This is a genomic window from Shewanella sp. Shew256 (genome assembly GCF_002196695.1).
In the GTDB taxonomy this organism is placed as follows: Bacteria; Pseudomonadota; Gammaproteobacteria; order Enterobacterales; family Shewanellaceae; genus Shewanella; species Shewanella mangrovisoli.
In genome coordinates this window covers 467,094-479,708 of record NZ_NAJR01000004.1, presented here as the reverse complement: position 1 = coordinate 479,708, position 12,615 = coordinate 467,094, and the positions used below count along the sequence as shown (strand labels likewise).

Sequence of the window (12,615 nt, the reverse complement as noted above, 5' to 3'; positions counted from 1 at the left end):
TGATTGGAAAAATGGCGCGATGGCAGAATGGCTATGCTGCGGATTGCAAATCCGTCGATCTCGGTTCGACTCCGGGTCGCGCCTCCATAATTAAGATATTAATGACACGATTCCCGTCGTTAATATAAAGAGTTTGCCCGAGTGGTGGAATCGGTAGACACAAGGGATTTAAAATCCCTCGCTGGTAACAGCGTGCCAGTTCAAGTCTGGCCTCGGGTACCATTATTATAATGGTGACAGCTCAAAGCGAGCTGAATCGTTAAACTTCGTTACTTATTTTTTTGAAATATAAGTAAAATAACGAAGCAAAGAGTTAACAATATCAATAGCTGTGCTTGCGATATTCAGAGTTTGCCCGAGTGGTGGAATCGGTAGACACAAGGGATTTAAAATCCCTCGCTGGTAACAGCGTGCCAGTTCAAGTCTGGCCTCGGGTACCATTATTCTTAGTGAATAGTAAATAAGCCCCGACATCAGTCGGGGCTTTTTTGCATTTACAGCATTGATATTTTCGTTTTGTTTTACAGCGACTTTTTATCTTCTCATCTATAGCCTCTGGTGCTCTGTCAGCCACTTTTATTACAGGCTCTAGTCTGACCTTGTAATCTTCTTATTTCTGCGCTCTGAACTTGATAGTGTCAAACTCAGCAGGAGCATCTTCCTCCTTGCCAAAGTAATATCGTTAACCTTGACCCATAAAAAAGCCCCGTGGTTTTCACGAGGCAATTTTTACACATCCACAATACTACTCATTTATCGCTTGCTTTAGCGCTGTCGCCGCCTTAAAGCTTGGCTGGTTAAAGCCAGCAATCTCCATCGTCTCGCCGGTTTGTGGGTTCCGACCCGATTTAGGTAAATGATAACGTAACTCGAAGGTGCCGAATTGCGGCAGGAAGACTTTCTCACCTTCGCTTAAGGCGATATGGATCTGTTGCAGGAGCTGCTCGACAACAGGTTTAGTGCTGGCCTGGGACTGTTCAAGCGAAGTGGCGATACGTTGGATAAGTTGTGCTTTGTTCATTGAAACCTCTGAATTCAGCGAAAGAGCAGGAAAGGGAAGTTATAACAAGCGCGGGATCAGATTGAAAGCCTAGCTTTACCAAAGCGGCTTAACTGCTGCTTTATTGGTTAGCGGTGGTGACTCACCTTTTCTTTGAAACGGAAATACTCTTCATATAAGCAGCGTTAGGGGCTAAGTGGGCCTAGTGGCGTTTAGTGCTAAGGTGGGCGTGAAACGATAAAGCGTTTTAACACTGATAGTTACGACTGTTCCACCTTTGATAGGGTGTAAGCAAATGGCTTGCTTTCGTTGTGTATAAACAACACTGTGTTTACTGAGCGCCCTTGCGGGCGCTGTAAGAGTTGGTTTAAGCGGTGGAATTATGGCTGGACTTATCGCGGGCTTAAGAAAATAACGTCTCTTCCAATGTCCGTCCTTTCAGCAGCATCTTATATTGCCAATGCTGCAGCTTAAATAGGGCGAGTAAGGCGGTTTCAAACTCATAATGGCGATTTGCCGTGTCATCTAATTGGATCACAAATACATGGGCTTGTTTTGAGGTGATATTCACTACACCGGGTATTTGACCTACTGTTTGGATAAGCGTTTCACTGTCGCAGTGTTCCATCGTGAGGGTGAGATAATCACTACCGCTATTGGATGAGCGCATCGAAATCGATTTGCCCAACTCACCTTTATCTAGATACAACACTTGGTCACAGAGCTTTTCGAGCTCGTCCAAGTTATGTGAGCTGATCACAAAGGTGATACTGGGCGAAAGCGTTCTGACGAGCTCACGGATTTTCTTGGCATTGGCGGGATCGAGTCCTGCGGTGGGTTCATCTAGTAATACCAGCTTAGGCGAGCCGATTAAGGCTTGAGCAATCGCCACACGTTTACTCATCCCATGGCTTAGACTCGGTGGCTTTTGCTGCGCCACCTCGGCTAAGTCAACTAAATTCAGTACTCGCAGGGCTTCTTGATTTGCCTGCTTGCTATCCATCCCTTGAAGACGCGCAAAGAAGCTTAACTGGCTGATAATGGTTAAATTGGGATCGAGCGTTGCATCCTGTGGCAGGGCGGCAATTTGGCCTAATAATGCTGGACTATTGGGCGCTTCTCCCAGAATACGCACCGTGCCCGCGCTTGGGGTGAGGTAACCACAGAACAGGCTAAACAGTGTGGTTTTACCTGCACCGTTAGGGCCTACCAAGGCGATCGGCGCTCCCGCTTCGAGGGTTAAGTTAACGTTATTGAGCGCTTTTTTACTGCCATAGTGTTTGGACAGTCCTTGGCATTGAATGAGGATCATAGTTGACTCCTTTGGATATAAACGCGGCCAAGGAAGAGGGCGAATGCGGTTTGTAATAGGGGAATAGGTGCGTAGGCAAAGCTATTGAGTCCATTGGTGTTGACCATGTTCGACAGTTGAGCGCCCGGCAATATCCATTGTAAGCCTTCAAATAAGCTGGATTGATTACCCAAAATCAATAGTGCAATCGAGACGACCGTCCACAAGATGGTGGCGAGCACCATGGCCTGTCTTGCCGTGTTGGCATAGAGGGACAATAAGGTCATGACCGCGGTAAAGGGTAAAATCACGATAAGCAAGTTGACACCGACCAAGGCCCCCGACGTGAATGCAGGTAATAACAACCCGATATCGCGAGTGAGTGCCAGCGCTATGGTGGCGAGGATGGTCAATAAGATCAGTAGGCCTTGGATCAATATTTGCCCCAAGAAGCGGCCGAAGAGTAGGCTGTCTTTGCTGGTTCTTAGGGTATAGAAGCGCAATGTGCCGCGGGTTTTGTCTGAGGAAAACTGATCGGCGGCAATCAAAATACTGAACATTGGAAACAGATACAGCGCAAAGCACCAGAAGATGGCCATTTCCGCCACGGGCCAGTCAAACAGTACATTGAGTGCTTGGTTGCCTAAGAGGCCGTCGATCAAATCTTTGATATTGGGCTGCATCAATAGGGTCGAAGCGCCTTGGATGGGGTAGAGCAATAGTATGCCCCACACTAATGCAAAGGCGACCAGGGCGATAATCCCGCGAAGGTTAAAGAGAAATTTTCGACATTCAAAGCCAGCGATCAAAAGCATGTTGTTGAATGTACTGGGAGCGTTCGGTGTCATTCGCTGTCTCGTCAGTGAGTGGGCGGACAAACTTTCACGTTAGTCATCATGAAGAGCGACCATTCGCGAAAGTCGTCCGCGGCGCGGTTAGGATAAAGAAGCGATAAGTGAGTCTAACTTATCTTTAAGTTCAGCCACTTGCTCTTCAAGCTGCGTGACTCTCGCTTCCAGTTGTTGTCTATCCTGCTCGTTTAACGGGTGTACATCTGCATTGGTGGCACTGGTGAATGACGCGGCGCTAATTTGCTCCGCGCCTTGGGAGAACAGCTCAGTATAACGGCATTCACGCTTACCCGGCTCCCGTGGCAGTTGGGCTAGCACGGGTTTATCTCGCTCCATCAATTGCTTAATACAGGCTTCCACTTCGAGCACATCTTTAAAGTCATGCAGCCTGTTGCTGCGGGTACGCAATTCGCCCGGCGTTTGTGGGCCGCGAAGCAGCAGCAAACAGACGATGGCTACCGCCGCGCTGGAAAGTTGTAACTCGCTAAATTCGGTGTTGCAGAATCTGTGCTTATATTTGACGACTCGGCTACCAAAGCCGGATTGTTCGCTGATTAAGCGCTTTTTATTCAATGAATCGAGGGCATCTTGAACCTGCGCTTCGCTTAAGTCCAATACGGGATCGCGGCTGGTTTTTTGATTACAGGCGAGGGTCAGGGCATTGAGTGAAAGAGGATATTGCTCTGGGGTGGTGACTTCTTTTTCAAGTAGGCAACCGATAACTCTGGCTTCGTGTAACGTGAGTTCCATATAAGCTCCAAAGAAAAAAGCATGGCTTTGTTATAACAGAGCCATGCTTAATATCCTAGCGCTTGTCGGTAAACTGAGGTTTAAGGCAAACTATTTGTACAAATAAAGCACTAACATGGGGGCGAGAGAGTGCTAAGTCCCGTATTCGGTTGACTATTCTGCCTAATCAGTCTGCTTCCGTCAGGCGTAAGCCATCATCGTCGATACTTAATTTGCCCGCTTTAAACAGGCCGCCGATGCTCTTCTTGAAGGCTTTTTTACTCATGCCGAGTTGCTCGTAAATCACTTCGGCATCGGTTTTATCGGTCAGCGGTAAGAAGCCACCCGCTTGCTTGAGTTTTACTAAGATAATGTGTGCGTGCTTATCGAGCTCTTGCTTACTGCCTTGCTGCAAGACCAGATCGATTTTGCCATCGCGGCGCACTTGTTTGATAAAGCCTTTAACTCTTTGGCCAAAACGCAGCTTTTGGAACACTTCATTTTGGTAAATCACACCCCAGTGGGCATGGTTAATAATGGCTTTGTAGCCTAAATCTGTGGTGCCACCAATATATAAGTCAACCTGTTGACCCACTTCGTACTGAGCTGGGGTTTTATCGAGGAACTTATCGATTTTAGATGAGGCAACAATACGTTCATCCGCGCGGTTAACATGCACGTAGACGAGGTAAGAGCGGCCTTCTTCGATGGGCTTATGCTGCTCGCCAAAGGGCAGCAGTAGATCTTTATCTAATCCCCAGTCTAAAAATGCCCCGTAGGGACCCGTTGCCACGGCTTTTAGATAGGCAAACTCACCGACTTGCGCAAGCGGTTTGCGCGTTGTGGCAATGACGATATCTTCAGAGTCCAGATATAAAAATACCTCCAGCCAGTCACCGACTTGGCAATCTTTTGGGGTGGCTTTGTTGGGCAGTAACACTTGGCCAAATTCGAGGGCATTTAAATACACACCGAAGCTGACTTGTTTTACCACCTCAAGTTTGCAGGTTTTTCCTATCTGTACCATGTAGCTCTCTATCTATAGATGTCATTCGGCGGTGATTATAACCGCTTTATCCGTAAACGGCAGCTTCCAGTTCGGCTTTTAGGTTTGCACTTTAGGATTAATGGCTTAATAGCCGTTAAAAATCATGCCGACGCTGAGATTGTTAGCCATTTATTCTGCAAGCCTATTAAAAAATATTGAACGTATTAAAAGTAGGATTATTCTCTAAGTCATTAATTTGTTGAGATTAACCCTGCGTGTGGATGCCATTCCTGTTAATGGGGTGTTTGTTATATTTTAATGAAAAATATTAAATGAGATTCTTGCTTGCAATCTGTGACATTGCGCGGTTTAATTGCGCCGTTTAACGACTTCGCTCGTTACAGACATGACAAATATTACGTGAGTTGTAATGGTTTTATGGTTCACAGGTCATTAACCGTGTAACGTACAATTTATAATGGTTACATGGGGTTAAGAGGAATTGTTTAGCTAATGCACAAGCATCCATTTTTTGCTCTTTGCCTAAAAGCATCACAATGTCAGCGCTCAATCGTTGTGCCCTATGACGATACCAGCCTTAAACATCTCACGTTAATCCGTATCAATTCTGGCCGCGAAGAAGCCAACAGTCCCCTGTTACAATAATCTTGCCTGTTATTAGGTGCGCTCGGTCTTGCCTAGCCGCTTAATATGTAATGTTGTTCCTTTAGTGTTACCTGTTGTTGTAGACATGCTTAAAACCCCTTGTTAGTGAATTTTGGGTCTTGAGCTGTGATGCGACGCCTAACGTTAGGGTTTTGGGTGTTTTTTAACCTCAAAGCGCGCTAAGGTTAATGCCATTGGTGAGAAACCTTGGCGATAAAGGGTGATATGAATTGCCGTCTCCTACCATCGCTAAAGTAATAAGAATCTGGGGTCTACCCCGGCGCGTTAAGGAAAAACGCATCAATGTCACCTAAGCTGGGTTGATTTTGCTGCATTAAATAGGGTGAGTTCATCCTAATTGTATGTCAGGTAAATATTTGTTTTACCTGGGTTTGTCGAACGGGCGGTCGTGCAAGAATGCAGTGGCCGTTTAACCCATTTTTTTATAGACGGGCTAAATAAAAATGAATGATTGGTCTATTGATGCTGCTCGTGCTGGGTACAACGTTACCCACTGGAGCCAAGGGTTTTATGGGATCAGCGACCAAGGTGAGGTGACAGTGTCGCCGGATCCTAAGAATCCTGATCACAAGATTGGCTTAAATGAGCTAGCAAAAGACATGGTTAAAGCAGGGGTCGCTTTACCTGTATTAGTTCGTTTCCCGCAAATTCTGCACCACAGAGTGAACAGTTTGTGCCAAGCATTCGACCAAGCGATACAAAAATATGAGTATCAGGCGGACTATTTGCTGGTTTACCCCATTAAAGTAAACCAACAAAAAACTGTGGTAGAAGAGATCCTTGCGAGCCAAGCATCAAAAGAAGTTCCACAATTAGGCCTAGAAGCCGGCAGTAAGCCAGAATTAATGGCCGTGTTGGCCATGGCGCAAAAAGCCAGTTCAGTGATCGTATGTAACGGTTACAAAGATAACGAATACATTCGTTTAGCCTTAATTGGTGAAAAGTTAGGCCATAAGGTCTACATCGTTTTAGAAAAACTGTCTGAGCTGAAGATGGTGTTGGCCGAGTCTAAGCGTTTAGGGGTGAAACCTCGCTTAGGTCTACGTGCTCGCCTTGCATTCCAAGGTAAAGGCAAGTGGCAAGCCAGCGGCGGTGAAAAATCGAAATTCGGTTTATCAGCAGCGCAAATTCTGACCGTGGTTGATCAGTTAAAACAAGAGGATATGTTAGATTCTCTGCAGTTACTGCACTTCCACTTAGGTTCGCAAATCGCCAATATCCGCGATATTCGTCAAGGTGTGAGCGAAGCGGCGCGTTTCTACTGTGAATTACGAGAGTTAGGCGCCAGCATTAACTGCTTCGACGTCGGCGGTGGTTTAGCGGTGGATTACGACGGTACCCGTAGCCAAAGTAACAACTCGATGAACTATGGCTTAAGCGAATACGCGAACAACATCGTCAACGTGCTTACCGATATCTGTAATGAATACGAGCAACCAATGCCACGTATAATTTCAGAATCTGGCCGTCACTTAACGGCGCACCACGCTGTGTTGATCACCGATGTGATTGGTACTGAAGCCTATCAGGTAGAAGAAATCCAACCACCTGCGGAAGAGTCGCCACAGCTGCTGCACAACATGTGGCAATCTTGGACCGAGATTAGCGGCCGCGCCGATCAACGTGCTTTGATTGAGATTTACCACGATAGCCAAAGTGACCTGCAAGAAGCGCAATCGCTGTTTGCCTTGGGCCAATTAAGCTTGGCAGAACGTGCGTGGGCTGAGCAGGCTAACCTGCGTGTATGCCACGAAGTGCAAGGTTTGTTAAGCACCAAAAACCGTTACCACAGACCGATTATCGATGAGTTAAATGAAAAGTTAGCCGATAAGTTCTTCGTTAACTTCTCATTATTCCAATCGTTACCGGATGCTTGGGGTATCGATCAGGTGTTCCCAGTGCTGCCACTGTCAGGTTTAGACAAGGCACCAGAGCGCCGCGCCGTGATGCTGGATATCACCTGTGACTCTGACGGTATTGTTGACCAATACGTAGACGGTCAAGGGATTGAAACCACACTGCCAGTACCGGCTTGGAGCGCTGAAAGTCCTTATCTGATGGGCTTCTTTATGGTCGGCGCCTATCAAGAGATCTTAGGTGATATGCACAACCTGTTTGGTGATACCAACTCTGCGGTGGTGAGCATCGAAGAGAACGGCATGACCAACATTGAGTCGGTTCTTGCCGGTGATACGGTTGCTGACGTACTGCGCTATGTTAACTTAGATGCCGTTGACTTTATGCGTACTTACGAAGAGTTAGTGAATCAGCACATTGCCGAAGAAGAACGCGCCCAGATTTTAGAAGAACTGCAAGTGGGCCTAAAAGGTTACACTTATTTAGAAGATTTTTCTTAATATTGAATGTGTTAAAAAAGTCAGCCTAGGGACACTTAGGCTGACTTTTGTTTTTCATAGCCTATTGTTTTTGCTAGCGAGTTATAAGCGTGAGTGCTTTGTAAGGCTGAAATCTTGTAAAAGCAAGCTCGGTGGTTTTATTGCGGCGTGAGTCGTGTAAAAATAGCCGCGCAAAATTGATGGAGTATCAGTCTTAAAATGCGTGCGTTCACTTAAGTCTGCATTGACTGTGAGGCATGAAGGATTGCAATACCAATAGATGCCCAAACACAGGGATAAGATGAGGCGTACGGCTTGATGTTTTTTGAAGGCGCGGAAAAAAAGCTTGAGATCAGACTCACTCCCAATATGGCGTCACTACGCCAACGAGAGTACGGCTTTTGGTCAACCTTAGTGGCCTGCGCCAATGCGGAAATCTTGTCCACAATCAGTAATCCTGCCTGCGATGCCTATCTACTGAGTGAATCCAGTTTGTTCGTCTGGGATGATAAAATTCTGCTACTCACCTGCGGTAATAGCACCTTAGTGGATGCTGCCTGCCATTTTATCAACGCCTTAGGCGTGGAGCACATCGCCGCACTCTGTTATCAGCGCAAGAATGAATACCAAGCCCAGCGACAAAGCACGAGCTTTGTGGACGATATCGCGAAATTGCGGACCCTGATCCCTGGCAAAGCCTTTCGAGTGGGCCATTTAGACTCACATCACCACTATCTGTTTTGTACTGACAAGCAAACTGTATCCTCAACCGAGACTTGTCTTGAATTGATGATGTACCACATCCGTGGCGAGCTTGCCGATTATCTCAAGCAACCGACACAAACTGAGCAGGGGATTTATCAGCGGCTTGAATTTCAGCAACTTTTCGGCGATTTTCAGTTTGATATGCACTGTTTTCAACCTGCTGGGTTTTCGTTGAATGCGATACGTGGGACAGACTATGTTACCTTACATATCACGCCATCTCTGGGGCAAGGGGAGCACTCCTATGTGAGCTTCGAGACTAATCTCGATTTAGCTAATTACCCCCAGCCCGTCGTGGCGCGGCTAGTGGATTTATTCTCTCCAATCAGTTGGGATTTGATTAGTTTTAATCAGCCTATCCTTACCGAAGGATTCCCTGAGCATCTGTGTCTTGGCCAAGCCGTGGTCACCACAGCATTTGGAGGGGAGATCACCTTTAGTCATTACCAACAGCTTGAAACCCAAGTGTTACAGCCCGAGTTTATGTAGTGGCAAACTTTAGTGAGTTTAGCCTGCGCCGCTTTAGTCCATCTTAGTACTATCTCAGTACCCTACTTAAGCGTTGGATTATCAATTAAAAAGCTAAGGTTTACTGCCTTGGCTTTTTTATTGATGGCTTAATAACAGAGCAGCGAATTGCGAGTAAGGCATGGTAAACTTGCTTTATCAGCGGATTGCACCGATGGCAATCATTGTGCGCTTGTAAAAGGAAACCCTATGACAGATCTCAGTGATATTCGCCGCGAATACACCAAAGGCGGCTTAAGACGCGCCGATTTACCTCAAAATCCCATGCAGCTATTCGAGTTATGGATGACGCAAGCTCGCGATGCTGAGCTCAGCGATCCCACTGCGATGTGTGTCGCCACAGTCGATGAGCATGGTCAGCCCTACCAGCGGATAGTGTTATTAAAGCGTTTCGATGACACGGGATTTGTTTTCTTCACTAACCTAGGCAGTCGTAAGGCGCAGCAGATCGCAACCAACAATAAAGTGAGCCTGCATTTCCCTTGGCATCCGATTGAACGCCAAGTATCGATTCTCGGTGAGGCGCAGCCACTCTCTACTGCCGAAGTGCTGAAATACTTTATGACCCGTCCCAAGGATAGCCAGATTGCCGCTTGGGTGTCACAGCAATCGAGTAAACTGAGCGCGCGACAAGTACTCGAAGGCAAGTTCTTTGAGATGAAAGCCAAATTTGCCAAGGGCGATGTGCCATTACCGAGTTTTTGGGGCGGCTACTTGGTTAAGCCCTCGAGTATCGAGTTTTGGCAGGGCGGGGAGCACAGATTGCATGACCGCTTCCTCTACACTCGCCAAGCGGATGAATGGGTCATTGACCGTTTAGCACCTTAATTGGCTAGGAGCGTAAGCGTGGGACAGTATAAGATTTGGGTCGATGCCGATGCCTGCCCAAACCCGATTAAAGAGATTTTATTTCGCGCGGCTGAGCGTAAATCACTACCGTTAGTGCTGGTGGCGAACCAAATGCTTCGGGTGCCGCCGTCGCCCTATATCAGCCAAGTGCGTGTCGGCTCAGGCTTTGATGTGGCAGATCAATACATTGTCAACCATGTTGAGCCAACGCATTTAGTGATCACCGCCGATATCCCGTTAGCGGCGCAAGTGATTGAAAAGGGGGCGCTGGCGCTCAATCCCCGCGGCGAACTCTACACCACTGACAATATTCGCCAAAAATTGACGATGCGCGATTTTATGGAAGATTTACGTTCATCGGGCGTACACACGGGTGGCCCAGATGCGTTATCGGCGGCGGATAAACAGGCTTTTGCCAATAGTTTAGATAAGTGGTTGGTGCGAGTTTAACGATAGTTAACTGGTCGCTAATTAAGAAAAAGAGTATCTTTAGCGAGACTTAGGTGATCTTTGTCACAGATTGTCTGAGTGATTTGGCGGTTACGCGCGTGTTATCGGGTGACTGTCTTGCCTTTAAACTCACTGATTGAGGATAGATACAATGAAAAAATGGATAGGAATCGCGGCATTATCGACGCTGGTTAGTTTTAGTTGTGCGGCCCAGTGGCAAGTGATGGAGCAGGATTCTCGGGTCAGTTTTGTATCGGTAAAAAAGGGTGATATCGCTGAAGTTCACCACTTTAAGCAACTCAATGGTGTACTTAAAGATAATGGTCAATTTGAATTAACCATTCCTTTGGTCGGCGTGGCAACTGGTATTGAGGTACGCGATGAGCGTATGCAAAACCTGTTGTTTGAGGTGTCCTTGTATCCCGAGTTGAAATTAAGCTCGCAGGTGGATACCAAGATGCTCAAAGATCTTGCCGTGGGTGAGTCCAAGGTTGCTGACATCGATGGGAAAATTTCCCTCCATGGCAAACAACAAACGAAAACTTTTTCGGTAATTTTAACCAAAGTATCTGATAATAAACTGATGGTTAGCAGTTTTCAGCCGATAATAGTCAATGCTAACGAATTCGATTTGGTCTCGGGTGTGGATAAATTGCGTGATATCGCGGGTTTATCTAGTATTAGCCAAGCCGTTCCTGTGTCGTTTGTACTAACCTTAACAAAGTAACAGCGATAAGATTGGCTTAGATCAATACGTCAGCTCTCCAGTTCGAGATATGGTTAGTGAGTGGCTGACGTGCAAATCTTTATATCGACCACTTTATAGGTGGGTTTTGTTTTTTTTCAGTATCGCCTTTGGCGATAGATTTTGGTGTGTGAAGGGTAAAAAATGGTCACAGATAAAGACGGTTACATGCATTTGATCCAGTATTTGACTGAGCATCTTGGCTTGTTTGAAACGCCTGATACCCAAAATGTGTCCGATGATACTGTGATGGAGTTGTTTGAAGAGCAATTATCCGCACAGATTATTATGGTTTGCGGCCAAAATCCTTCCCTCTCTTTTGCCGAACGCAATACCATTATCCGTGAGGTCGATGCGATTGTGTACGATCTTGAGGAAATCTTAGCCTCAGTGGCAAATCATAGAGCCACGCCAGAGCAGACGCTGTTTATCACTGAGTTTTCAGGCCTTATCAAGAATTTATTCGATCAAGAAATTGCGAAAATTCAAGTCCATGTGTAATACCTTCGCCTAAGCTTAACCTTAGGATTAACCTTGTTACTTGGGCTAGTCCTATCCGTTGGTTCGTTATTTCCTTCATTATTTGATATCGAGCTCATTACATAGGCTCAGTGAATTGTTGAGTGTCGCCAGTCGATGCTTTCGCTCAGGTCTTAAAGGTGCGAAGTTAATGGAGCTTCGCCTACCTAGCATAGTGCTATGCTCGCGCGCAACCTTTGCAAACCATACCATTTCACTTCGTATAACACCCGCTATCGCATCAGTTTCCCCATGTTTGAGTAAAATAATTCCCATTTTTCAAGCATCTTCATTAACAGGGTATATCTTTACTCTATAGCCGTATTTTCTAGTGCGCTGTAAAGGGAGATGCATGATGCTAACCATACGTCCAAGCTATGCCGAAGATATGCTGACAATAGTAGTATCGGGCCAAGTCACCCATGAAGATATCGAAGCCTTACTGCTTCCCGCGATTGAGGCTAAGTTGCAGGATCATGCAAGCCTTCGCTTATGGTACGAGTTCAGCCCAGACTTTATTGGTATTACCGTGGGTGCACTCTGGGATGATGCTTTACTCAGTGTGTTTCATTTTAGTGATTTCTCGCGGGTGGTGATGATTGCGGACATGCAAAGCCTTGGTGCAATGGTCAATACATTGGCTTTTATGTTGCCCTGTCCGGTGAAGGTTTTTAGCGAACATGAGCGCGCCTTGGCGAAGGCTTGGTTAGACGAAGCGAAAGTGGCTGAGGTGTAACGGCTGTAACCATAGTGTGTTAACTTGTGACTATTCCTTATCTATTCATTGGCTTAAATGCTGTATTTACCCTCGGCTTAGTGTTTTTCGACTCTTTTCCTGTGCTTTTGTGCTATCACTAGCCCCAACATCGACCAAGGT

The 12,615-nt window shown here is 46.3% G+C and carries 13 protein-coding genes and 3 tRNA genes; 11 read left to right on the top strand and 5 right to left on the bottom strand.

Features of this window, described 5'->3' with window-relative positions:
* The first annotated feature begins 13 nt into the window (after positions 1-13).
* The 3 genes from B5P39_RS10230 (at position 14) to B5P39_RS10220 (ending at position 440) form a co-directional block, all read left to right on the top strand.
* A tRNA-Cys gene (locus B5P39_RS10230) sits at positions 14-87 on the top strand.
* Between the two features lie 48 nt (positions 88-135).
* Positions 136-222: transfer RNA gene (locus B5P39_RS10225), tRNA-Leu, on the top strand.
* 131 nt (positions 223-353) lie between these two features.
* Positions 354-440: transfer RNA gene (locus B5P39_RS10220), tRNA-Leu, on the top strand.
* 305 nt (positions 441-745) lie between these two features.
* Here the strand turns inward: B5P39_RS10220 and B5P39_RS10215 are convergent.
* The 5 genes from B5P39_RS10215 to B5P39_RS10195 form a co-directional block, all read right to left on the bottom strand.
* Positions 746-1,021 (bottom strand): HU family DNA-binding protein, encoded by a 276-nt coding sequence (locus B5P39_RS10215; RefSeq protein WP_088211422.1) that lies wholly within the window; start codon positions 1,019-1,021, stop codon positions 746-748.
* Between the two features lie 382 nt (positions 1,022-1,403).
* Positions 1,404-2,312 (bottom strand): ABC transporter ATP-binding protein, encoded by a 909-nt coding sequence (locus tag B5P39_RS10210; protein WP_088211421.1) that lies wholly within the window; start codon positions 2,310-2,312, stop codon positions 1,404-1,406.
* Positions 2,309-3,139, bottom strand: coding sequence for an ABC transporter permease subunit (locus B5P39_RS10205; RefSeq protein ID WP_088211420.1), 831 nt, complete (start codon positions 3,137-3,139; stop codon positions 2,309-2,311). Before B5P39_RS10205 ends, B5P39_RS10210 begins: the two co-directional genes overlap by 4 nt.
* 87 nt (positions 3,140-3,226) lie before the next feature.
* The gene (locus tag B5P39_RS10200; protein WP_088211419.1) at positions 3,227-3,892 is read right to left on the bottom strand and encodes a YceH family protein; all 666 of its coding nucleotides are present in this window, start codon (positions 3,890-3,892) and stop codon (positions 3,227-3,229) included.
* A gap of 166 nt (positions 3,893-4,058) precedes the next feature.
* Positions 4,059-4,898: a CvfB family protein gene (locus B5P39_RS10195; protein ID WP_088211418.1), complete on the bottom strand. Its 840-nt coding sequence runs from the start codon at positions 4,896-4,898 to the stop codon at positions 4,059-4,061.
* A 474-nt stretch (positions 4,899-5,372) separates the two neighbouring features.
* On the opposite strand from B5P39_RS10195, the gene B5P39_RS10190 reads away from it, so the two are divergent.
* The 8 genes from B5P39_RS10190 to B5P39_RS10155 all read left to right on the top strand — a co-directional run bounded on the left by B5P39_RS10190 (position 5,373) and on the right by B5P39_RS10155 (position 12,474).
* Positions 5,373-5,525, top strand: coding sequence for a hypothetical protein (locus B5P39_RS10190; protein WP_011071981.1), 153 nt, complete (start codon positions 5,373-5,375; stop codon positions 5,523-5,525).
* A gap of 464 nt (positions 5,526-5,989) precedes the next feature.
* Positions 5,990-7,903, top strand: coding sequence for a biosynthetic arginine decarboxylase (speA, locus tag B5P39_RS10185; protein ID WP_011716660.1), 1,914 nt, complete (start codon positions 5,990-5,992; stop codon positions 7,901-7,903).
* Between the two features lie 297 nt (positions 7,904-8,200).
* Positions 8,201-9,136, top strand: coding sequence for an adenosylmethionine decarboxylase (locus tag B5P39_RS10180; protein ID WP_088211417.1), 936 nt, complete (start codon positions 8,201-8,203; stop codon positions 9,134-9,136).
* A gap of 228 nt (positions 9,137-9,364) precedes the next feature.
* Positions 9,365-10,003 carry a pyridoxamine 5'-phosphate oxidase gene (pdxH, locus tag B5P39_RS10175; protein WP_011716662.1) on the top strand — a complete coding sequence of 213 codons (639 nt, stop codon included), beginning with the start codon at positions 9,365-9,367 and terminating at the stop codon, positions 10,001-10,003.
* A gap of 18 nt (positions 10,004-10,021) precedes the next feature.
* A complete protein-coding gene (locus tag B5P39_RS10170) occupies positions 10,022-10,474 on the top strand; it encodes a YaiI/YqxD family protein (RefSeq protein ID WP_011716663.1) in 453 nt (150 codons plus the stop codon).
* 151 nt (positions 10,475-10,625) lie between these two features.
* Positions 10,626-11,201, top strand: a complete 576-nt coding sequence (locus tag B5P39_RS10165; protein WP_011716664.1) for a YceI family protein — start codon at positions 10,626-10,628, stop codon at positions 11,199-11,201.
* A gap of 162 nt (positions 11,202-11,363) precedes the next feature.
* Positions 11,364-11,720 carry a DUF3802 family protein gene (locus tag B5P39_RS10160; RefSeq protein ID WP_011716665.1) on the top strand — a complete coding sequence of 119 codons (357 nt, stop codon included), beginning with the start codon at positions 11,364-11,366 and terminating at the stop codon, positions 11,718-11,720.
* Positions 11,721-12,093: 373 nt separating this feature from the next.
* Positions 12,094-12,474: an STAS/SEC14 domain-containing protein gene (locus tag B5P39_RS10155; protein ID WP_041412987.1), complete on the top strand. Its 381-nt coding sequence runs from the start codon at positions 12,094-12,096 to the stop codon at positions 12,472-12,474.
* The last annotated feature ends 141 nt before the right edge of the window (positions 12,475-12,615 follow it).

Bases quoted from the DNA above. Each gene is read 5' to 3' on its own strand.
- B5P39_RS10215 (WP_088211422.1), bottom strand. From the start codon at position 1,021: ATGAACAAAGCACAACTTATCCAACGTATCGCCACTTCGCTTGAACAG.
- B5P39_RS10210 (WP_088211421.1), bottom strand. From the start codon at position 2,312: ATGATCCTCATTCAATGCCAAGGACTGTCCAAACACTATGGCAGTAAA.
- B5P39_RS10205 (WP_088211420.1), bottom strand. From the start codon at position 3,139: ATGACACCGAACGCTCCCAGTACATTCAACAACATGCTTTTGATCGCT.
- B5P39_RS10200 (WP_088211419.1), bottom strand. From the start codon at position 3,892: ATGGAACTCACGTTACACGAAGCCAGAGTTATCGGTTGCCTACTTGAA.
- B5P39_RS10195 (WP_088211418.1), bottom strand. From the start codon at position 4,898: ATGGTACAGATAGGAAAAACCTGCAAACTTGAGGTGGTAAAACAAGTC.
- B5P39_RS10190 (WP_011071981.1), top strand. From the start codon at position 5,373: ATGCACAAGCATCCATTTTTTGCTCTTTGCCTAAAAGCATCACAATGT.
- speA (WP_011716660.1), top strand. From the start codon at position 5,990: ATGAATGATTGGTCTATTGATGCTGCTCGTGCTGGGTACAACGTTACC.
- B5P39_RS10180 (WP_088211417.1), top strand. From the start codon at position 8,201: ATGTTTTTTGAAGGCGCGGAAAAAAAGCTTGAGATCAGACTCACTCCC.
- pdxH (WP_011716662.1), top strand. From the start codon at position 9,365: ATGACAGATCTCAGTGATATTCGCCGCGAATACACCAAAGGCGGCTTA.
- B5P39_RS10165 (WP_011716664.1), top strand. From the start codon at position 10,626: ATGAAAAAATGGATAGGAATCGCGGCATTATCGACGCTGGTTAGTTTT.
- B5P39_RS10160 (WP_011716665.1), top strand. From the start codon at position 11,364: ATGGTCACAGATAAAGACGGTTACATGCATTTGATCCAGTATTTGACT.
- B5P39_RS10155 (WP_041412987.1), top strand. From the start codon at position 12,094: ATGCTAACCATACGTCCAAGCTATGCCGAAGATATGCTGACAATAGTA.